Source organism: Novosphingobium fuchskuhlense (genome assembly GCF_001519075.1).
Lineage (GTDB): Bacteria > Pseudomonadota > Alphaproteobacteria > Sphingomonadales > Sphingomonadaceae > Novosphingobium > Novosphingobium fuchskuhlense.
On record NZ_KQ954244.1, the window covers coordinates 1,979,995 to 1,998,671 of the forward strand.

General features: G+C 65.4%; 20 protein-coding genes. 17 read left to right on the forward strand and 3 right to left on the reverse strand.

All coding sequences use genetic code 11. From position 1 onward, the window contains the following. The first annotated feature begins 116 nt into the window (after window positions 1–116). The 4 genes from prfB to AQZ52_RS09240 are packed head-to-tail and all read left to right on the forward strand — an operon-like array spanning window position 117 to window position 4,121. On the forward strand, window positions 117–1,244 hold the full coding sequence (gene prfB / locus AQZ52_RS09225) for a peptide chain release factor 2 (protein WP_067908786.1): 1,128 nt from the start codon (window positions 117–119) through the stop codon (window positions 1,242–1,244). Next, the gene (locus AQZ52_RS09230) at window positions 1,241–1,990 is read left to right on the forward strand and encodes a class I SAM-dependent methyltransferase (protein WP_067908791.1); all 750 of its coding nucleotides are present in this window, start codon (window positions 1,241–1,243) and stop codon (window positions 1,988–1,990) included. The genes prfB and AQZ52_RS09230 overlap by 4 nt, the downstream gene beginning before the upstream one ends. A 9-nt stretch (window positions 1,991–1,999) precedes the next feature. Next, window positions 2,000–3,409 carry an NAD(P)H-dependent flavin oxidoreductase gene (locus AQZ52_RS09235; protein ID WP_067909798.1) on the forward strand — a complete coding sequence of 470 codons (1,410 nt, stop codon included), beginning with the start codon at window positions 2,000–2,002 and terminating at the stop codon, window positions 3,407–3,409. Further along, on the forward strand, window positions 3,402–4,121 hold the full coding sequence (locus AQZ52_RS09240; RefSeq protein WP_240481498.1) for an esterase/lipase family protein: 720 nt from the start codon (window positions 3,402–3,404) through the stop codon (window positions 4,119–4,121). Before AQZ52_RS09235 ends, AQZ52_RS09240 begins: the two co-directional genes overlap by 8 nt. Before the next feature lie 217 nt (window positions 4,122–4,338). On the opposite strand, the gene AQZ52_RS09245 is transcribed toward AQZ52_RS09240, so the two are convergent. Both AQZ52_RS09245 and AQZ52_RS09250 read right to left on the reverse strand, forming a co-directional pair. After that, window positions 4,339–5,646 (reverse strand): ammonium transporter, encoded by a 1,308-nt coding sequence (locus AQZ52_RS09245; protein WP_067908799.1) that lies wholly within the window; start codon window positions 5,644–5,646, stop codon window positions 4,339–4,341. A gap of 45 nt (window positions 5,647–5,691) precedes the next feature. Continuing rightward, window positions 5,692–6,720 carry a 2-hydroxyacid dehydrogenase gene (locus tag AQZ52_RS09250; protein WP_067908800.1) on the reverse strand — a complete coding sequence of 343 codons (1,029 nt, stop codon included), beginning with the start codon at window positions 6,718–6,720 and terminating at the stop codon, window positions 5,692–5,694. Window positions 6,721–6,781: 61 nt separating this feature from the next. On the opposite strand from AQZ52_RS09250, the gene AQZ52_RS09255 reads away from it, so the two are divergent. Next, window positions 6,782–7,297, forward strand: coding sequence for an SH3 domain-containing protein (locus AQZ52_RS09255; RefSeq protein WP_082697649.1), 516 nt, complete (start codon window positions 6,782–6,784; stop codon window positions 7,295–7,297). A gap of 41 nt (window positions 7,298–7,338) precedes the next feature. On the opposite strand, the gene AQZ52_RS09260 is transcribed toward AQZ52_RS09255, so the two are convergent. Beyond that, complete coding sequence (locus AQZ52_RS09260; protein ID WP_067908804.1) at window positions 7,339–8,535, reverse strand: acetyl-CoA C-acyltransferase; 1,197 nt, start codon at window positions 8,533–8,535, stop codon at window positions 7,339–7,341. A gap of 117 nt (window positions 8,536–8,652) precedes the next feature. Between AQZ52_RS09260 and AQZ52_RS09265 the strand changes: the two genes are divergently transcribed. From AQZ52_RS09265 to nuoI, 12 genes are all read left to right on the forward strand, one after another. After that, on the forward strand, window positions 8,653–9,402 hold the full coding sequence (locus AQZ52_RS09265; protein WP_067908806.1) for a prepilin peptidase: 750 nt from the start codon (window positions 8,653–8,655) through the stop codon (window positions 9,400–9,402). 255 nt (window positions 9,403–9,657) lie between these two features. Continuing rightward, complete coding sequence (locus tag AQZ52_RS09270) at window positions 9,658–10,032, forward strand: NADH-quinone oxidoreductase subunit A (RefSeq protein ID WP_067909801.1); 375 nt, start codon at window positions 9,658–9,660, stop codon at window positions 10,030–10,032. Then, the gene (locus AQZ52_RS09275; protein ID WP_067908808.1) at window positions 10,029–10,586 is read left to right on the forward strand and encodes a NuoB/complex I 20 kDa subunit family protein; all 558 of its coding nucleotides are present in this window, start codon (window positions 10,029–10,031) and stop codon (window positions 10,584–10,586) included. The genes AQZ52_RS09270 and AQZ52_RS09275 overlap by 4 nt, the downstream gene beginning before the upstream one ends. A 13-nt stretch (window positions 10,587–10,599) precedes the next feature. Next, window positions 10,600–11,478: an NADH-quinone oxidoreductase subunit C gene (locus AQZ52_RS09280; protein WP_067908810.1), complete on the forward strand. Its 879-nt coding sequence runs from the start codon at window positions 10,600–10,602 to the stop codon at window positions 11,476–11,478. Then, the gene (locus AQZ52_RS09285; RefSeq protein WP_067908813.1) at window positions 11,475–12,686 is read left to right on the forward strand and encodes an NADH-quinone oxidoreductase subunit D; all 1,212 of its coding nucleotides are present in this window, start codon (window positions 11,475–11,477) and stop codon (window positions 12,684–12,686) included. Before AQZ52_RS09280 ends, AQZ52_RS09285 begins: the two co-directional genes overlap by 4 nt. A 23-nt stretch (window positions 12,687–12,709) precedes the next feature. Next, window positions 12,710–13,015 (forward strand): nuclear transport factor 2 family protein, encoded by a 306-nt coding sequence (locus AQZ52_RS09290; RefSeq protein WP_082697742.1) that lies wholly within the window; start codon window positions 12,710–12,712, stop codon window positions 13,013–13,015. Then, complete coding sequence (locus tag AQZ52_RS09295; RefSeq protein WP_067908817.1) at window positions 13,015–13,683, forward strand: complex I 24 kDa subunit family protein; 669 nt, start codon at window positions 13,015–13,017, stop codon at window positions 13,681–13,683. Before AQZ52_RS09290 ends, AQZ52_RS09295 begins: the two co-directional genes overlap by 1 nt. Further along, window positions 13,683–13,859: a hypothetical protein gene (locus AQZ52_RS18485; protein ID WP_156424835.1), complete on the forward strand. Its 177-nt coding sequence runs from the start codon at window positions 13,683–13,685 to the stop codon at window positions 13,857–13,859. Before AQZ52_RS09295 ends, AQZ52_RS18485 begins: the two co-directional genes overlap by 1 nt. Then, the gene (nuoF, locus tag AQZ52_RS09300; RefSeq protein WP_067908819.1) at window positions 13,849–15,138 is read left to right on the forward strand and encodes an NADH-quinone oxidoreductase subunit NuoF; all 1,290 of its coding nucleotides are present in this window, start codon (window positions 13,849–13,851) and stop codon (window positions 15,136–15,138) included. Before AQZ52_RS18485 ends, nuoF begins: the two co-directional genes overlap by 11 nt. Continuing rightward, on the forward strand, window positions 15,138–17,147 hold the full coding sequence (gene nuoG / locus AQZ52_RS09305; RefSeq protein WP_067908822.1) for an NADH-quinone oxidoreductase subunit NuoG: 2,010 nt from the start codon (window positions 15,138–15,140) through the stop codon (window positions 17,145–17,147). Before nuoF ends, nuoG begins: the two co-directional genes overlap by 1 nt. Then, window positions 17,144–18,187, forward strand: coding sequence for an NADH-quinone oxidoreductase subunit NuoH (nuoH, locus tag AQZ52_RS09310; RefSeq protein ID WP_067908825.1), 1,044 nt, complete (start codon window positions 17,144–17,146; stop codon window positions 18,185–18,187). The genes nuoG and nuoH overlap by 4 nt, the downstream gene beginning before the upstream one ends. Further along, window positions 18,184–18,669: an NADH-quinone oxidoreductase subunit NuoI gene (gene nuoI / locus AQZ52_RS09315; RefSeq protein WP_067908828.1), complete on the forward strand. Its 486-nt coding sequence runs from the start codon at window positions 18,184–18,186 to the stop codon at window positions 18,667–18,669. Before nuoH ends, nuoI begins: the two co-directional genes overlap by 4 nt. Window positions 18,670–18,677 lie beyond the last annotated feature (8 nt).

The following is an 18,677-nucleotide window of genomic DNA, read 5'->3' on the forward strand; positions in this document are numbered from 1 at the left end:
GGGCACGGAGCCCTTACGCCCTTTACAAGGCGCGCCGCTTCGTTAAGCGGCACGGTTCATAAGCCGTGCCGCTATGCTCAGCGGCCCGGCTCCCGCAATCTGGAGTGAAAAGCGTCATGCGTGCCGAAGGGCAGGCCCATATCGACCGCATCGAGGCTGCGCTGCGGCTGGTGCGCAAGTTCCTCGACTGGGACCGTGCGGTGCGCCGGTTCGACGAACTCAATGCGCGGGTCGAGGATCCCAAGCTGTGGGATGATCCCAAGCAGGCCGAGGCGGTGATGCGCGAGCGGAGGCGGCTCGAAGCCTCGATCGGTGCGGTGAACGAAATCGGCCGTGAGATGGCCGATGCGATCGAATTCATCGAGCTGGGCGAGATGGAAGGCGACGAGGCGACCGTGGCCGAAGGACTTGCGACGCTGGCCGCCCTTGCCGAACGCGCCGATGCGGACAAGGTGCAGGCGCTGCTGGCGGGCGAGGCGGACGGCTACAACGCATTCCTCGAAGTCCACGCAGGGGCAGGCGGCACGGAAAGCCAGGACTGGGCCGAAATGCTGCAGCGCATGTACACGCGCTGGGCGGAGCGGCACGGGTTCAAGGTCGATCTGCTCGACTATCACGCGGGCGAAGCGGCCGGCATCAAGAGCGCGACCCTGCTGATCAAGGGCGAGAACGCCTACGGCTATGCCAAGACCGAGAGCGGGGTCCATCGCCTTGTTCGCATAAGCCCCTATGACAGCTCGGCGCGGCGGCACACCTCGTTCAGCTCGGTCTGGGTCTATCCCGAAATCGACGACAACATCGAGATCGAGATCAATCCGGCCGACCTCAAGATCGATACCTATCGCGCATCGGGCGCGGGCGGGCAGCACGTGAACACAACCGATTCGGCGGTCCGCATCACGCACGTGCCTTCGGGTATCATCGTGGCGAGCCAGATCGACCGCAGCCAGCACAAGAACCGCGCCACCGCGATGGGGATGCTGAAGGCGCGGCTCTACGAAGCGGAACTCGCCAAGCGCGAGGCCGCCGCAAGTGGCGAATATGCGGCCAAGACCGAAATCGGCTGGGGGCACCAGATCCGCTCCTACGTGCTGCAGCCCTATCAGCAGGTGAAGGACCTGCGCACGGGCGTGGTCAGCACCAACCCGACCGATGTGCTCGACGGTGCGCTCGATCCCTTCATGGCCGCCGCCCTGGCGCAGCGGGTGACGGGCGAGAAGGTGACTGTGGAAGACGACGATTGAAGCCGAAGGCCGCCTTGCTGGCGGGCATCCTCGCACTCTCGGCCTGCCACGCCGAAGCCGTAGACAGTGACCGCGCACCGCAGGACCGCGCTTTCCCGCGTGCTGACCGGCCTGTCGCCAAGGTTGTCTCGACCCAATGGGCGCCCGAGGAAGTGCGCGATTCCAACGGCGAGGCGCAGAGCGTCATGGACGAGGCCGCCGTCGCGCCCGGCATGACGGTGGCCGATATCGGTGCGGGCGAGGGATACTATACGGTCCGGCTGGCCGCGCGGGTCGGCGAAAAGGGGCGCGTGCTGGCGCAGGACATCGATGCTGGCGCCCTCGGTCGGCTCGGCGGGCGGATCGAGCGCGAGCAGCTTTCAAACGTGTCGATCAAGCAGGGCGCACCCGATGATCCGCGTTTGCCACCGAAAAGTTTTGACCGTGTGTTCATGATCCACATGTATCACGAGATTGCCGAACCCTATCCGTTCCTGTGGCGGCTTTGGCCGGCGCTGAAGGCGGGCGGGTCGGTGATCGTGGTCGATGCGGACCGTCCGACGGACAAGCATGGAACGCCATCCACATTGCTTTTTTGCGAATTCGAGACGGCGGGCTTTCGCTTGGTCGCATTTCGCCGTAAGCCGGACGTATCAGGCTATTATGCTCAGTTCGTACCCGCTGGCAGCGGGCCACCGGAGCCGAGCCAGATGCGATCGTGCCATGTTGGCGGCAATGCCGATGGTGGCAAGGTTGGGGGTCTCTAAGGGAAGATGATGTCTGCGTTCAAGGGTTTGAAGCCGATCCTCTATGGCGGCCGCGAAGTGTGGCCACTCATCGAGGGCGGCAAGGGTGTCGCTGCGACGAACCATGCGAGTTCGGGCGCATGGGCTGCGGCGGGCGGCATCGGCACCGTCAGCGCGGTGAATGCCGACAGCTATGACGCGACCGGCAAGATCATCCCGCAGATCTATGAGCAGCTGACCCGCAAGGAACGCCATGAGCAACTGATCCGCTACGCCATCGATGGCGCGGTGGAGCAGGTGCGCCGCGCCTATGATCTGGCCAGCGGCAAGGGCGCGATCAACATTAACGTGCTGTGGGAAATGGGCGGAGCGCAGCCCATCCTCGAGGCCGTGCTGGAGAAGACCCGGGGCCTTGTCGCCGGGGTCACCTGCGGAGCCGGCATGCCCTACAAGCTCTCCGAGATCGCCGCGCGCTACGGCGTGAACTATCTCCCTATCGTGTCTTCGGGCCGCGCGTTTCGCGCGCTGTGGAAGCGTGCCTATCACAAGGTGCCCGAGTTGCTGGGCGCGGTGGTCTATGAAGATCCGTGGCTTGCGGGCGGACATAATGGCCTGTCCAATGCCGAGGACCCGAAGAAGCCTGAAGACCCCTATCCGCGCGTGAAGGGCCTGCGCGATGTGATGCGCGCCGAGGGCGTTGCCGACACCGTGCCCATCGTGATGGCGGGCGGGGTATGGTATCTGCGCGAATGGGAAAACTGGATCGACAACCCCGAGCTGGGCTCGATCGCGTTCCAGTTCGGCACGCGGCCGCTGCTGACCGAGGAAAGCCCGATCCCGCAGGCGTGGAAGGACCACTTGCGCACGCTGGACCCGGGCGACGTGCTGCTCCACCGCTTCTCGCCGACCGGCTTCTACTCCTCGGCAGTGCGCAATCCGTTCCTGCGCTCGCTTGAGGAGCGCAGCGAGCGTCAGATTCCCTACTCCAAGGTCATGGCGGGCGAGCACACGGTGCAGCTCGACGTGGGCGTGAAGGGCAAGAACTTCTGGGTGACGCCCGCGGACCGCGACCGCGCGCGCACGTGGTTCGGCGCGGGTTTCACCCATGCTCTCCGCACGCCCGATGATACCGTGGTCTTCGTGACGACGGCCGAGCGCGAGGAAATCCAGCAGGACCAGAAAGACTGCATGGGCTGCCTTTCGCACTGCGGGTTCTCTTCGTGGAAGGACCACGACGACTACACCACCGGGCGCCTCGCCGATCCGCGCAGCTTCTGCATCCAGAAAACCCTGCAGGACATCGCGCATGGCGGGCCGATCGACGAGAACCTGATGTTTGCGGGGCATTCCGCCTATCGCTTCAAGCAGGACCCGTTCTATTCGAACAACTTCACGCCCACCGTGAAGCAGTTGGTGGACCGCATCCTCACAGGTGACTGAGCCGGTGGCGGCCGATCCGGGTAAGACCGGTTCCGGGGCGCCGCCGCGCTGGCGCTGGGCGCTGGAATTCCTTGCCCTGCCGAAGATCCATGTCGCACCTTTGCGGGCGCCGGTAAGAGTGCCGGCGTTCGGGCGTGGGCGTCCGGTGATCGTGATCCCCGGCATGATGTCGTCCGACCGCGCGACGGCGCTGCTGCGCCATTCGCTGACAGCGGCCGGCTTCGACGTTCACGGCTGGGGGCAGGGGATGAACACCGGCGCGCGGACGGCACAGATTGCGCGGCTGGAGGAGCGGCTGATGGCCCTGGCCTCGCGTTCGGGCGAGCCGGTCGTGCTGATCGGATGGAGCCTTGGCGGCCTGTTTGCGCGGGTGCTGGCGCAGCGGCATCCTGCGGCCTGCGCCCTTGTGGTGACGCTGGGATCACCGTTCTCGGGCGACCGGCGGGCCAACAATGCCTGGCGGCTCTACGAGGCGCTCAACGATCACAAAGTGGACGCACCGCCCTATGCCGAAGACCCGGGGGTGAAGCCGCCGGTGCGCACGATCGCCGTGTGGTCCCCGCGCGACGGGATCGTGGCACCGCACTGCGCGGCGGGCGAGGCAGCGCAATCAGATCGGGTGATCGAGGTGCCCTACAAGCACTTCGAGCTTGCCGCTGCGCGCGGGGCGGTGGTGGCGGTGCTTGACATCCTGCGCGAGGAATTGGGGTAGACCGCGCCGGCCCATGGCACGGACGGCGTAACTGCATCCGGTGCGTTTGGCCGGAACAGCTCTGCGGTGTCCGGTGCAAGAACCGGTGGCCCCAGGGGCGCGTCCGCGCGCGTTTTATTCTCGGTGATCTCCGCGCTCTCGATTTCGCCTCTGAGCCTCTCCCCGGTTCCACACAGCCTCGATGAAGCCGGCGAGGCGGGCCTTGCGGCTGGTCACGTCATTCGAACTCCCATGCGCGTTCGCCGTGGCTGGTGAGGTCGAGGCCTTCGCGTTCCTCGTCCTCGGTCACGCGCATCGGGATCACCATGGCGACGGCGAGGGCACAGATCACGGTGCCGATCGCGCTCCACCCCGCGACGATACCGACACCGGCCCCCTGCGCGATGAGCTGGCGGACGAGCCCCATGCCCTCGTTGTAGCCGACACCGCCGAGCGAGGGTTCGAGGAACACGGCAAGGAGCAGCGAGCCGACAATCCCGCCCATCCCGTGGACCGCGAAGACATCGAGCGAATCGTCGATTTCGAGGCGGCGCTTGACGAGGAGGATCATCGGATAGCAGACGAGCGCGGCAGCAATACCGAACAGGATCGCGGCACCGGGGGCGATGAAGCCGGCGGCGGGGGTCACCGTTGCCAGGCCCGCGATCGCCCCGGTGGCAAAGCCCACCGAGGTCGGCTTGCCAATGCTGAACTTCTCGATTGCCAGCCAGGCGAGGGCAGCGGCGCAGGCCGCGGCGTGGGTGTTGATGATGGCGGAAGCCGCATCATCGGTCGCGGCGAGCGACGAACCGCCGTTGAAGCCGAACCAGCCGACCCACAGCATGGCGGCGCCTGCCAAGGTCAGCGCGGGCGAGTGCGGCAGCATCTGCGTGCGCGGGAAACCCGTGCGCTTGCCCAGCAGCAGCGCGGCAACGAGGGCCGAGACCCCCGCCGTGGTGTGGACGACAATGCCGCCGGCGAAATCCATGGTGCCGAGGCGCGAGGCCAGCCAGCCGCCGCCCCAGATCCAGTGCGCGACGGGGGCGTAGACGATCACGCTCCACAGCGCGCAGAAGCCGACAACCCAGCCGAAGCGGGCGCGATCGACCCAGGCACCGACCATGAGGCCGGGGGTGATCAGCGCGAACATCATCTGGAACAGGGCGAAGGCGCTTTCGGGCACGAGCGTGCCTTCGCGCACATTGCCGAGTTGCAGCAGCATCCATGCCGAGCCACCGCCCAGCCAGCCGTTCGAGACCGGACCGAAGGCCAGCGTATAGCCTACCGCGATCCACAGGAGTGAGGTGACCGAGGCAATCGCCCCCAGCTGGATCGCAACGGCAAGGAAGCCCTTGGCGCGCACGAGGCCGCCGTAGAAGAGCGAGAGGCCCGGGAGCGCCATCAGGAGGACGAGCGCCGAAGAGACGAGCAGCCATGCGGTGTCGCCGCTGTCAGCCGCGTCAAGCGCTTCGAGGGGCTGCGCATGGCCCAGCGCAGGCAGCGCAAGGGCGCTGGCCGCAAGGGCCATCGCGATGAATTTTCTCATTATCTTGTCTCCCCCGCTCACGACCGGCGCGACCCGTTCTTCTTCTTACGCCCAACCTTCCAGTACCTGATCGGGCGGACGGTGCCCATCAGCCCAAAAGCGGATATTGGCAATGATCTTGTCGCCCGAGGCAAGGCGGCCTTCGAAGGTTGCGCTGCCCATGTGCGGCAGGAGCGATACATTGCCGAGCGCGAGAAGCCGTGGATCGATCCTGGGTTCGTGCGCGAAGACATCGAGACCGGCACCGCCGATGCGGTTTTCCTGCAGCGCCTCGATCAGCGCGTTCTCGTCGACCACGTCGCCGCGCGCGGTGTTCACCAGATAGGCCTCGGGCTTCATCAGCGCGATGCGGCGCGCATCCATCAGGAAATGCGTTTCGGGCGTGGACGGGCAGTGCAGCGTGACGATGTCCGCCTCTCGCACGAGCGTGTCGACATCCGCCTCGTAGCGTGCGCCGACCATGCGTTCGAAGGCTTCGGGCAAGCGATGGCGGTTGTGGTAGACAATATCGAGCCCGAACGCGCGGGCGCGGTGCGCGACGGCCTGTCCGATGCGGCCCATGCCGATGATGCCGAGCCGCTTGCCGCTGATGCGGTGTCCGAGGAGAGTTGACGGCGCCCAGCCTGCCCAGTCGCCCGAACGGATGACGCGGCCGCCTTCGGCCAGGCGGCGCGAGACGGCGATGATCAGCGACATCGTCATGTCCGCCGTATCATCGGTGAAGACGCCCGGCGTATTGGTGACGATGATCTTGCGCGCGCGCGCGGCAGCAAGGTCGATGTGGTCGGTCCCCGCGCCGAAGCTGGCGATCAGGCCCAGCTGCGGGCCGGCCGCCGCCAGCAGATCGGCATCGATCCGGTCGGTTACGGTGGGGACAAGCACGTGGGCTTCGCTGACCGCTGCCTTGAGTTCCTCGGCGCTGAGCGGCTGGTCGTCCGTGCTCAGCGTGACGTCGAACAGTTCGGTCATCCGCGCCTCGGTCTCGGGCAGGAGACGGCGGGTCACGACGACGCGCGGGCGGCCTTCGATCCGGCGGGTGGTCCGATAATCTGTGCTGGGTTGAGCGGCCGACATGACTTTACCGCTATGCCGCCTCGCTACCTGTGGTCAAGCACCCGGTTGCCGTGCGCGGCGAATGCTGTATCGCAACACGTATCGCGATGATGGAGGACAGGACTTCGTGCGGACTGGCAAACTCCGATTGGCAATCCTTGCGACGCTGTGCCTGGCCCTTGCCGGCGAGGCACGTGCGGCCGAGGACGATACCTTGCCGTATTGGGCATCGTTGAAAGGCCAGCCGGCAAACCTGAGGGTTGGGCCGGGGCGTGAGTATCGGATCAGCTGGGTCTATGTGCGCGCGCCGTTGCCGGTGAAAGTTTTGCGCATGATTGGCGGGTGGCGCCTGATCGAAGACATCGACGGGACGCGCGGATGGATGCTTGCGCAATTCCTGACGCGAGGACGGGCCGCAACGGTGAAGGGCGGCATTGCCGAAATCCGCGAAAACGCTGACGGCACCGGCCGCATCCTGTGGCGGGCCGAGCCGGGCGTGACGGGCAAGCTGGGCGATTGCGGCCCCGCCTGGTGCAAGTTCGACGTCGAGGGTCGGCGCGGCTTTGTGGCCAAGGCCGCGGTGTGGGGCGCGGACTGAGGGGGCCTGCCGCGCAGACCCCCTCGCTTACGGATTCAGACCTAGACGAGCTCGATCGCGACGGCGGTCGCCTCACCACCGCCGATGCACAGGCTGGCGACGCCGCGCTTCTTGCCGTGGCGCTGCAGCGCACCGATCAGCGTGGTGACGATGCGCGCGCCCGAGGCGCCGATGGGGTGGCCGAGCGCAGTGGCGCCGCCGTGGACGTTGATCTTCTCATGCGGGATGCCGAGATCGTGCATCGCGAACATGGCGACGCAGGCGAAGGCTTCGTTGACTTCGAACAGATCGACATCGGCAATCGACCAGCCGGCCTTGCCGAGCAGCTTGGTGATCGCGCCGACCGGGGCCGTGGTGAAGTCCTTGGGCGCCTGCGCATGCGCGGCCAATGCAACAACGCGCGCGACGGGTTTCAGACCATCGGCAGCGGCGACGCTCTCGCGCGTGAGCACCATGGCGGCGGCACCGTCCGAGATCGAGGACGAGGTTGCAGCGGTGATCGTGCCGTCCTTGGCGAAGGCGGGCTTGAGCGCAGGGATCTTGTCCGGCTTGCCCTTGCCGGGGGCCTCGTCGGTATCGACAATGGTCTCGCCAGCACGGCTGGCGACTGTCACAGGCGTGATCTCCGCCGCGAAGGCACCTTCGGCAATCGCGGTCTGCGCGCGGCGCAGGGATTCGATGGCATAGGCATCCTGCTGCTCGCGCGTGAGCTGATAGGCGTTCGCGGTATCCTGCGCGAACGTGCCCATGGCGCGGCCGGGCTCGTAGGCGTCCTCGAGGCCATCGAGGAACATGTGATCGTAGGCGGTATCGTGGCCGATGCGCGCGCCCGAGCGGTGCTTTTTGAGGAGGTAGGGCGCGTTGGTCATGCTTTCCATGCCGCCTGCCACGACCATGTCGATGCTGCCGGAGGCGAGCGCTTCGGCGCCCATGATCATCGCCTGCATGCCCGAACCGCAAACCTTGCCCACCGTCGTCGCCTCGACCGAGGCGGGAAGGCCAGCGTAAATCGCCGCCTGCCGTGCCGGGGCCTGGCCGAGACCGGCCGGGAGCACGCAGCCCATGTAGATGCGCTCGACCTTTTCGCCGGCGATGCCGGCGCGCTCGACCGCGGCCTTCACCGCCGTTGCGCCGAGCTGGGTGGCGGACACATCGGCGAGGGAACCCTGCATGGCGCCCATCGGCGTGCGGGCGAACGAGAGAATGACAACCGGATCGGCTGCGGAGAACTGGGCCATGGGAGTGGTTCCTGTGCTAGGGGCGCGTTAAGGCCGCTTCGGCTATGGCAGATGTAGCCGCCGGGTCGGGCAATTTCAATTCACAGGGGGACGCAGAGCTATGCGGGAAGGGGCAGCATGACGATTGTGCTGGTCCTTGGCGCGATGGTGCTTGGCGCGGTCGTCGGCAGTTTCATGGGGCTGGTGCTGGTGCGCCTGCCCGATGGACGTCCGCTCGTGATGGACCGGTCTGCCTGCGATACCTGCGACAAGGAGCTGGAGCCGGTCGAACTGATCCCTGTCGTGTCGTGGGTGATCCAGGGCGGGAAATGCCGCGAGTGCGGCTCTGCTATCGACCGCTGGCAGCTGGCGGCGGAAGTGGGCGGGGCTCTGATCGGCGCGATCGCCGTGCTGCTCAGCTATTTCCCGGTCTGGGCGATGCTGCTGGGCTGGCAGCTGCTGCTGCTTGCCATGCTGGACCTCAGGCATATGTGGCTGCCGCGCCAGCTTTCGGCGCTGCTGGGCGCCAGCGGCGCGCTGTTTGCGCTCGTGATGGGCTATTGGGCCGAGGACGTGATGATCCTCGTCCAGTCGATCGTGGGCGGGGTGTTCGGGTTCGCGGTGCTGTGGCTGCTGGGGCAGGGCTATCTCGCATGGCGCGGGCAGGAAGGCATGGGCGGGGGTGACCCGCCGCTGATGGGGGCGATCGGGCTGTGGCTCGGGCCGCTGGGCGTGATCCACACACTGCTGTTGGCAAGCCTGGGCGGACTGGCGGTTGCGGCGGTGCTGTGGCGCGCCGGCCGCGACGTCAGACCCGATACCATGCTGCCGCTGGGTACCCTGCTGGCGGTGGCAGCCTGGCCGGTGTTCCTGTGGCAGGGCTTCTAGCCTGCGGTATCGCGCTGCCACCTGCAAACGACCGTCTGATTTGATAGTGAAAATCGTTATCACATTTTGGGCAATCCCATGCACTGCCGCTGGGCGTGGAAAACTGCCGGATTGACCGTCTTCCACAGACAAAAGCGAGTTATTTGAGCCGCATCGTGCCATGCCGCACTTGCGCAGGAGCCCTGCCGGGACTAGGGCGCGGGCGACATAGAAACAGGCGAGTCAGGCCCCGTGACGCAATCACTGCCCCAATCACTGCCCTATCTCGCGCAATATCTGCCGATCCTCATCTTCCTCGGCATCGCGCTCGCGCTTTCGTGCGTGTTCGTGTTCCTGCCGATGGGTGTGGCGCGGCTGACCGGCGCGCACAATCCGAACGCCGAGAAGCTCAGCGAGTACGAGTGCGGCTTCCCGGCGTTCGAGGACCCGCGCAGCCAGTTCGACGTACGCTTCTATCTGGTCGCGATCCTGTTCATCATCTTCGACCTTGAAGCGGCGTTCCTGTTTCCCTGGGCGGTGAGCCTGAAGGAAAGCGGCTGGGCCGGCTGGGGCACGATGATGGTGTTCCTGTTCGAGCTGATCATCGGCTTCATCTACGCCTGGAAGAAAGGCGCGCTGGATTGGGAATGAGCAATATGACGTCCTCATCGATCATCCCGGCGACGGCGGCTGACATGCCGTCCGCGCCCGACGCCGCCTTTTTCGACAGCCTGAATGCCGAGGTTTCGGACAAGGGCTTCCTCGTCACCTCGACGGAAGAACTGTTTCAGTGGGCCCGCACCGGCTCGCTGTGGTGGATGACCTTTGGCCTTGCCTGCTGCGCGGTCGAGATGATCCACGTCAACATGCCGCGCTATGACATGGAGCGCTTCGGCGTCGCCCCGCGCGCCTCGCCGCGCCAGTCTGACGTGATGATCGTGGCCGGCACGCTGTGCAACAAGATGGCCCCGGCGCTGCGCAAGGTCTACGACCAGATGTCGGACCCCAAGTACGTCATCTCGATGGGCAGCTGCGCGAATGGCGGCGGCTACTACCACTACAGCTATTCGGTGGTGCGCGGCTGCGATCGCATCGTGCCGGTCGATATCTATGTCCCGGGCTGCCCGCCGACTGCGGAGGCCCTGCTTTACGGCGTGATGCAGCTGCAGCGTAAGATCCGCCGCGCGGGCACGCTGGAGCGTTGAGGGGTTTGCTGAGATGACCGTGCTTCATTCCGCCCCCCGCTACGCACCGTTCGATGGTGTGCTGGAAACGCTGAGCGGCGCGCTGGGCGCTGATGTGATCTCCGCGCGCGAGCAGCATGGCGAGATCGTCATCCATGTCGTACGCGAGCGGATCGTCGAGGTGCTGCGCGCGCTTCGCGATACCCACGAGTACCAGCAGCTGATGGACATCGCGGGTGCCGACTACCCTTCGCGGCCCGAGCGGTTCGAGGTGGTCTACTGCCTGCTCTCGCTCACCAGGAACCACCGCCTGATCGTCAAGGTCGCGACCGACGAGGCGACTCCGGTGCCGACGGCGACGGTGCTCTGGCCCAATGCCGGCTGGTACGAGCGCGAGGTCTACGACATGTACGGCGTGCTGTTCGCCGGACACCCGGATCTGCGCCGCATCCTGACCGACTATGGCTTCCAGGGCCATCCGTTCCGCAAGGACTTCCCGCTGACCGGCTATGTCGAGCTGCGCTATTCGGAAGAGGACAAGCGCGTCGTCTACGAGAAGGTGGAACTCGCCCAGGATCTGCGCCAGTTCGACTTCATGAGCCCGTGGGAAGGCGCAGATTACGTGCTGCCGGGTGACGAGAAGGCGGCAACGCCACCTCCGCCTCCGCCGCCACCTCCCCCTCCGGCGCCACCTCCCCCTCCGCCGCCACCTCCCCCTCCGCCGCCACCTCCCCCTCCGCCGCCACCTCCTCCGCCTCCGCCGCCCGCACCCGAGCCGGTGAAGGACGAGGCGCCGGCGCCGGCGCCGGCAAAGAAGCCGCGCGCCAAGAAGGCCGCGCCTGCCGAAGGTGAGGCTGCTGCCGAGAAGCCCAAGCGCACGCGCAAAAAGAAGACCGAAGGAGAAGGCGCATGAGCCTCAGCCTTGAACAGTCGCCCACCACCGGCGACGAGGTCATTTCGAACTACACGATCAACTTCGGCCCCCAGCACCCGGCAGCGCACGGCGTGCTGCGCATGGTGATGGAGCTCGACGGTGAGATCATCGAGCGCATCGATCCGCATGTCGGCCTGCTCCACCGCGGCACCGAGAAGCTGATCGAGCACAAGACCTATCTGCAGGCGCTCCCCTATTTCGACCGGCTGGACTATTGCTCGCCGCTTGCGATGGAGCACTCCTATGTGCTGGCGGTCGAGAAGCTGCTCAACATCGAGGTGCCGTTGCGTGCCCAGTATTTGCGCGTGCTGTTTGCCGAGCTGACGCGCATCTGCAATCACATGCTGAACCTGGGCTCGCATGTCATGGACGTCGGCGCGATGACGCCGAACCTGTGGCTGTTCGAGATCCGCGAGGATTGCCTCAACTTCTTCGAACGCGCTTCGGGCGCGCGCATGCATGCGGCGTGGTTCCGCCCCGGCGGCGTGCATCAGGACGTGCCGCTGAAGCTCCTGACGGACATTGCGGACTGGCTCGACACGCGCCTGCCGGAGTTGTTCGAGGACGCGATGAGCCTCGTCGTCGACAACCGCATCTTCAAGCAGCGCAATGTCGATATCGCGATTGTCAGCCGCGAGGACGCGATTGCCTGGGGCTTTTCGGGCCCGATGATCCGCGCGGCGGGCATTCCGTGGGACTTGCGTAAGAGCCAGCCCTACGACGTCTATGACCGCATGGACTTCGAGATCCCGGTCGGCACGCGCTCGGATTGCTATGACCGGTTCATGGTCCGTGTGGAAGAAGTGCGCCAGTCCGCCCGCATCATGAAGCAGTGCCTTGCCGAAATGCCGGAAGGCCCGATTTCGAGCAGCGACCGCAAGGTGGTGCCGCCCAAGCGCGGCGAGATGAAGCAATCGATGGAAGCGCTGATCCATCACTTCAAGCTCTACACCGAAGGCTTCCATGTGCCGGCGGGCGAAGTCTACGTCGCGACCGAAAGCCCCAAGGGCGAGTTTGGCGTCTATCTGGTCTCGGACGGCTCGAACAAACCGTACCGCTGCAAGATCCGCCCGACCGCGTTTAGCCACCTGCAGGCGATGGACTTCATGTCGAAGGGCCACATGCTGCCCGACGCGACCGCCATTCTGGGCGCGATCGACGTGGTGTTCGGGGAGTGCGACCGGTGAGCAAGCTCGCCACCGCCACGGCCATGATCGAGGCCTATAACGCGCAGGATGCGGACCTTTACGTATCCTACATGACCGACGATGCCTGCGAGGCGGGCTATCGCGGCACGGTTGTGCGCGAAGGCAAGGAAGGCACGCGCGAGGGTCTCAAGAAGATGTTCGCCGAGTTCCCCGAGAACCGCGCCGAGATCGTCAAGGCTTACGAGCTGGGCGAATACGTCGTGCTGCACGAACTGGTGCGGCGTTCGGCGGCGGCGGAGCCGTTCGAGGTGCTCACGATCTACAGTTTCGAGGGCGACAAGTGCGCCCGCGTGGAGTTCATTCGCTGATGGCTGACCGTCATATCGAACCCGATACCCCCGAGCTCAGGGCGCGTTGGGGCAGCTTTGCCTGGACGGCGGAAAACGCTGAAAAGGCGAAGGAAATCATCGCGCGCTATCCGGCAGGGCGGCAGCGCTCGGCGGTGATGCCGCTGCTCGATCTGGCGCAGCGTCAGGTCGGCGCGGAAGAGAACACACAAGGCTGGCTGCCGATTCCGGTGATGGAGTACGTGGCGGAGCAGCTCGACATGCCGATCATCCGCGTGGTCGAGGTCGCGACGTTCTACACGATGTACAACATCGCACCGATTGGCCGCTTCCACGTGCAGGTCTGCGGGACGACGCCGTGCATGTTGCGCGGATCTGACGATATCATGGCCGCGTGCAAGGCAAAGGGTCTCCACAAGGGCCACACCACCGAGGACGGCGTGTTCACGCTGACCGAAGTGGAATGCATGGGCAACTGCGCCTCCGCGCCGATGGTCCAGATCAATGACGACAACTACGAGGATCTGACCGCGGCGGACATGACGCGCATCCTCGACGAGCTGGCGGCGGGCAAGCAGCCCAAGGCAGGCACACAGGCGCCGGGTCGCCACACCGTCGAGCCGCTGGGCGGGCCGACGAGCCTGACCGCGATGGTTTCCGCCAATCACGATTACCGGGGGGAATGGTGATGACCCGCGCGAAAGGGATTTTGGCAGTTGGCATCGCGTTCTTTGTGATCGGCATGGCCGATCTGGCCCGCGATGGTTCGATCGGCTCGACCTTCATCGCGCTCGGCGCGGTGTTCATTGCGCTGAGCACGCGCGGCGATGCGCCGAAGAACAACGGAGCGAACGATGCTCGCTGACAAAGACCGGATTTTCACCAACCTCTACGGCTATCAGCCGTGGAACCTGAAAGCGGCGCAGGCGCGCGGGGATTGGGACAATACCAAGGCCCTTTTGGCGCGCGGGCAGGACGCGATCATTCAGGAAATCAAGGATTCCGGCCTGCGCGGGCGCGGTGGGGCGGGCTTCCCGACCGGCATGAAGTGGTCGTTCATGCCCAAGGAGAGCAAGGACGGCCGTCCGAGCTTCCTCGTGATCAATGCCGACGAATCCGAACCGGGTTCGTGCAAGGACCGCGAGATCATCCGCCACGATCCGCACAAGCTGATCGAAGGCGCGCTGGTCGCGGGCTATGCGATGCGCGCGCGGGCGGCCTATATCTACATTCGCGGCGAATATATCCGCGAGGCCGAGACGCTGTTTGCCGCCGTGGCCGAAGCCTATGAGGCGGGGCTGCTGGGCAAGAACGCCTGCGGTTCGGGCTATGATTTCGATGTCTTCGTGCACCGCGGCGCGGGCGCCTACATCTGCGGCGAAGAGACTGCGATGATCGAGAGTCTCGAGGGCAAGAAGGGCCAGCCGCGCCTCAAGCCGCCGTTCCCGGCTGGCGCGGGCCTCTATGGCTGCCCGACGACGGTGAACAATGTCGAGAGCATCGCGGTTGCGCCGACGATCCTGCGGCGCGGCGCGGCGTGGTTTTCGAGCTTCGGGCGCGACAACAACAAGGGCACCAAGCTGTTCCAGATCAGCGGGCATGTCGAAAAGCCCTGCGTGGTCGAGGAAGCGATGTCGATCCCGTTCAGCGAGCTGATCGAGAAGCACTGCGGCGGCATTCGCGGCGGGCGCGACAATCTGCTCGCGGTGATCCCCGGCGGTTCCTCGGTGCCGCTGGTGCCGGCGGCGGAAATCTGGGACGCGCCGATGGACTTCGACGGCCTGCGCGCGGTCGGCTCCGGTCTCGGCACGGCGGCAGTGATCGTGATGGACAAGTCGACCGATATCGTCCGCGCGATCAGCCGCCTGTCCTACTTCTACAAGCACGAGAGCTGCGGCCAGTGCACCCCGTGCCGCGAAGGCACCGGCTGGATGTGGCGCGTGATGGAGCGCCTGCGCACCGGCGACGCGGCGGTCGAGGAAATCGACATGCTCCAGCAAGTGACCAAGCAGGTCGAAGGCCACACGATCTGCGCGCTCGGCGATGCGGCGGCCTGGCCGATCCAGGGCCTGATCCGGCATTTCCGGCCGGAGATCGAGCGCCGGATTGCGGAAAACAGCGCGATGAAAGAGGCGGCGGAATAATGCCCAAGCTCAAAGTCGACGGCGTAGAGCTCGATGTCCCGGCAGGCGCGACGGTCCTGCAGGCGTGCGAGCTGGCCGGCAAGGAAATCCCCCGCTTCTGCTATCACGAGCGGCTCAGCATTGCGGGCAATTGCCGCATGTGTCTGGTGGAGGTGAAGCCCGGGCCGCCCAAGCCGCAGGCATCGTGCGCGCTCCCGGCTGCCGAGGGGCAGGAAATCCGCACCGACAGCGAGATGGTCAAGAAGGCGCGCGAAGGGGTGATGGAGTTTCTCCTCATCAACCACCCGCTCGATTGCCCGATCTGCGATCAGGGCGGCGAATGCGATCTGCAGGACCAGTCGGTCGCCTATGGCCGAGGCGCCTCGCGCTATGACGAGAACAAGCGCGCGGTGACCGACAAGTACATGGGCCCGCTGATCAAGACGACGATGACGCGGTGCATCCACTGCACCCGGTGCGTCCGCTTCTCGGAAGAGATCGCGGGCGTGGACGAGATCGGCGCGCTCTATCGCGGCGAGGGGATGCAGATTTCGACGTACCTTGAGGGCGCGGCGAAGCATGAACTCTCCGCGAACGTGATCGACCTGTGCCCGGTCGGTGCGCTGACCTCGAAGCCCTATGCGTTCGAGGCGCGGCCGTGGGAGCTCAAGAAGACGCTGGGCATCGATGTGTCCGACGCGGTCGGCTCCAACATCCGCATCGACAGCCGGGGCCGCGAAGTTCTGCGCATCCTTCCGCGCGTGAACGATGATGTGAACGAGGAATGGCTGTCTGACCGCGCGCGCTATGTCGTGGACGGACTGACGCGCCGCCGCTTGGACAAGCCCTGGCTGCGCCGGGATGGCAAGCTCGTCGCGGCGAGCTGGGCCGAGGCGTTTGACGCTGTCGCCAAGATCAATCCGGGTTCGTCGGTCGCGGTGATCGCGGGCGATCAGGTCGATTGCGAGACGCTGTTTGCGGCCAAGGCGCTGGCCCGTGCGCTTGGCTCCAGCCTGCTCGAAGGGCGGCAGACGGGGCTTGCCTATACCGCGAGCAACATGGCGGCCGTGGCCTTCAACTCGACGCTGAACGGCATCGAAGAGGCCGACGCGGTGCTGATCGTGGGCAGCCACGTGCGCGACGAAGCGCCGCTGGTGAACACGCGGCTGCGCAAGGCCGCCAAGAAGGGCGCAAAGGTCTTCGCGATCGGCGCGACTTGGGAGCCGACTTATCCGGCAACGTTCCTTGGCGAAGATGCGGCCATTCTCAATGATGTGCCGGCCGAAGTTGTCGCTGCGTTCGAAGGTGCGAAGAAGCCGGCGATCGTGATCGGCGGGGCAGGGCTGGCCAAGGGCGCGCTGGAGGCCGGGCTGGCCTTTGCCGAGCGCTTCAACCTCGTTCGTGATGGCTGGAACGGCTTCAACGTGCTGCACATGGCGGCGAGCCGCATGGGCGGGCTGATGCTGGGCTATGCGCAGCCGGGCGGGCTCGCTGATCTGGTGGCCGCCAAGCCGAAGATGGTGATTTCGCTGGGTGCGGACGAGGTGGATTACACGAAGTTTGCCGGCTCGATGATCGTGCATATCGGCCATCATGGCGACAAGGCGGCGCATGCGGCGGACGTGATCCTGCCGGCGGCGGCCTTCACCGAGAAGGACGGCACTTACGTCAACACCGAAGGCCGCGTGCAGTATTCGGAACGTGCGGTCTATGCACCGGGCGATGCCCGCGAGGACTGGACGATCCTGCGCGCGATGGCCGATGCCTTAAGCGTTTCGGTCGGGTTCGACAGCTTCGAGCAGCTACGCGCCGCGATGATCGCCGAAGTGCCGGCGCTGGGCGTGGAAGGGCTGGCCGATTATGGCGCGCTGCCGGCGGCTCCGAAGGGGGCCAAGGCGGAAGGGCTGATCGCTGGCTACCCGATCAAGGACCACTACCTGACGAATGCCATCGCGCGTTCGAGCCCGACGCTGCAGCGCTGCTCGGCAGAACTGCTGCATGGTGAGAGCTTTGCGGAGGCCGCGGAATGATCCCGTTCTTTGAAGCGCGCGGCCTCTCGTTCGAGACGGCGTGGACCGTCTCGACCATTGCCGAAATCCTGCTGATCGCGCTGCCGGTCATGCTGGCCGTGGCGCTGGTGATCTATGCCGACCGCAAGATCTGGGCCTCGATGGCGCTGCGGCGCGGACCGAATGTGGTGGGGCCGTTCGGCATCCTCCAGTCGTTTGCGGACGGCCTCAAGGTCTTCCTGCAGGAAACCATCATCCCTTCGGCGGCGAACAAAGGCCTGTTCCTGATCGCGCCGATCATCACTTTTACCGTGGCGCTGATGGCCTGGGCGGTGATTCCGTTCAATTCGGGCGCGGTCTTGGCGGATATCAATGTCGGCTTGCTCTACGTCCTCGCGATCTCGTCGCTGGGCGTTTACGGGGTGGTGATCGCGGGTTGGTCGTCGAACTCGAAATACCCGTTTTTCAGCGCGATGCGCGCGTCCGCTCAGATGATTTCTTACGAAGTCTCGATCGGCTTTATCCTCATCTGCGTGGTGCTCTGGGCGGGTTCGTTCAACCTCAACGACATCGTCAAGGCGCAGAAGGATCACGTCTGGATCATCAACGGCTTCGTCGCGAACCCGCTGCTGTTCCCGGTCTGGGTGATGTTCCTGATCTCCGGTATGGCCGAAACCGCGCGCGCGCCGTTCGATCTGACCGAGGCGGAAAGCGAGCTCGTGGCGGGCTATCAGACCGAATATTCCTCGATGGCCTTCGCGCTCTACTGGCTGGGCGAATATGCCAACGTGCTCTTGATGTGCGCGCTCAATGCCACGCTGTTCTGGGGCGGCTGGCTGCCGCCGCTCGACATTCCGGTGCTTTACTATGTACCGGGGCTGGTGTGGCTGATCATCAAGATCTGCGGTTTCTTCTTCATCTTCAGCTGGGTCAAGGCAACGGTGCCGCGCTACCGCTATGACCAGCTGATGCGGCTGGGCTGGAAGATCTTCCTGCCGCTCTCGCTGTTCTTCGTGTTCGCGATCAGCGGATACCTCATGGCCACCGGACATTTCGCATGACCGTCTCGCAGATCATCAAGAGCTTCACGTTGTGGGAGTTCGTCAAGGCACATTGGCTGACCTTGAAGTACCTCTTCAAGCCCAAGGCGACGATCAACTACCCGTTCGAGAAGAACCCGCTCTCTCCGCGCTTTCGCGGCGAGCATGCGCTGCGCCGCTATCCCAATGGCGAAGAGCGCTGCATCGCGTGCAAGCTGTGCGAGGCGGTGTGCCCGGCGCAGGCGATCACCATCGAGGCGGAACCGCGCGAGGACGGCAGCCGCCGCACCACGCGCTATGATATCGACATGACCAAGTGCATCTTCTGTGGCTTCTGCCAGGAAGCCTGCCCGGTCGATGCCATCGTCGAGGGGCCGAACTTCGAATACGCGACCGAAACGCGCGAGGAACTGCTCTACGACAAGACCAAGCTGCTCGCGAACGGGGACAAGTGGGAGCGGGCGCTGGCCGCGAACCTTGAAGCCGATGCACCGTACCGTTAGGGGCCACG

Excerpts from the sequence above, each read along its gene's own strand:
- prfB (WP_067908786.1), top strand. The coding sequence starts at position 117 with ATGCGTGCCGAAGGGCAGGCCCATATCGACCGCATCGAGGCTGCGCTG.
- AQZ52_RS09235 (WP_067909798.1), top strand. The coding sequence starts at position 2,000 with ATGTCTGCGTTCAAGGGTTTGAAGCCGATCCTCTATGGCGGCCGCGAA.
- AQZ52_RS09245 (WP_067908799.1), bottom strand. The coding sequence starts at position 5,646 with ATGAGAAAATTCATCGCGATGGCCCTTGCGGCCAGCGCCCTTGCGCTG.
- AQZ52_RS09250 (WP_067908800.1), bottom strand. The coding sequence starts at position 6,720 with ATGTCGGCCGCTCAACCCAGCACAGATTATCGGACCACCCGCCGGATC.
- AQZ52_RS09255 (WP_082697649.1), top strand. The coding sequence starts at position 6,782 with ATGCTGTATCGCAACACGTATCGCGATGATGGAGGACAGGACTTCGTG.
- AQZ52_RS09260 (WP_067908804.1), bottom strand. The coding sequence starts at position 8,535 with ATGGCCCAGTTCTCCGCAGCCGATCCGGTTGTCATTCTCTCGTTCGCC.
- AQZ52_RS09265 (WP_067908806.1), top strand. The coding sequence starts at position 8,653 with ATGACGATTGTGCTGGTCCTTGGCGCGATGGTGCTTGGCGCGGTCGTC.
- AQZ52_RS09275 (WP_067908808.1), top strand. The coding sequence starts at position 10,029 with ATGAGCAATATGACGTCCTCATCGATCATCCCGGCGACGGCGGCTGAC.
- AQZ52_RS09280 (WP_067908810.1), top strand. The coding sequence starts at position 10,600 with ATGACCGTGCTTCATTCCGCCCCCCGCTACGCACCGTTCGATGGTGTG.
- AQZ52_RS09285 (WP_067908813.1), top strand. The coding sequence starts at position 11,475 with ATGAGCCTCAGCCTTGAACAGTCGCCCACCACCGGCGACGAGGTCATT.
- AQZ52_RS09290 (WP_082697742.1), top strand. The coding sequence starts at position 12,710 with ATGATCGAGGCCTATAACGCGCAGGATGCGGACCTTTACGTATCCTAC.
- AQZ52_RS09295 (WP_067908817.1), top strand. The coding sequence starts at position 13,015 with ATGGCTGACCGTCATATCGAACCCGATACCCCCGAGCTCAGGGCGCGT.
- AQZ52_RS18485 (WP_156424835.1), top strand. The coding sequence starts at position 13,683 with ATGACCCGCGCGAAAGGGATTTTGGCAGTTGGCATCGCGTTCTTTGTG.
- nuoF (WP_067908819.1), top strand. The coding sequence starts at position 13,849 with ATGCTCGCTGACAAAGACCGGATTTTCACCAACCTCTACGGCTATCAG.
- nuoG (WP_067908822.1), top strand. The coding sequence starts at position 15,138 with ATGCCCAAGCTCAAAGTCGACGGCGTAGAGCTCGATGTCCCGGCAGGC.
- nuoH (WP_067908825.1), top strand. The coding sequence starts at position 17,144 with ATGATCCCGTTCTTTGAAGCGCGCGGCCTCTCGTTCGAGACGGCGTGG.
- nuoI (WP_067908828.1), top strand. The coding sequence starts at position 18,184 with ATGACCGTCTCGCAGATCATCAAGAGCTTCACGTTGTGGGAGTTCGTC.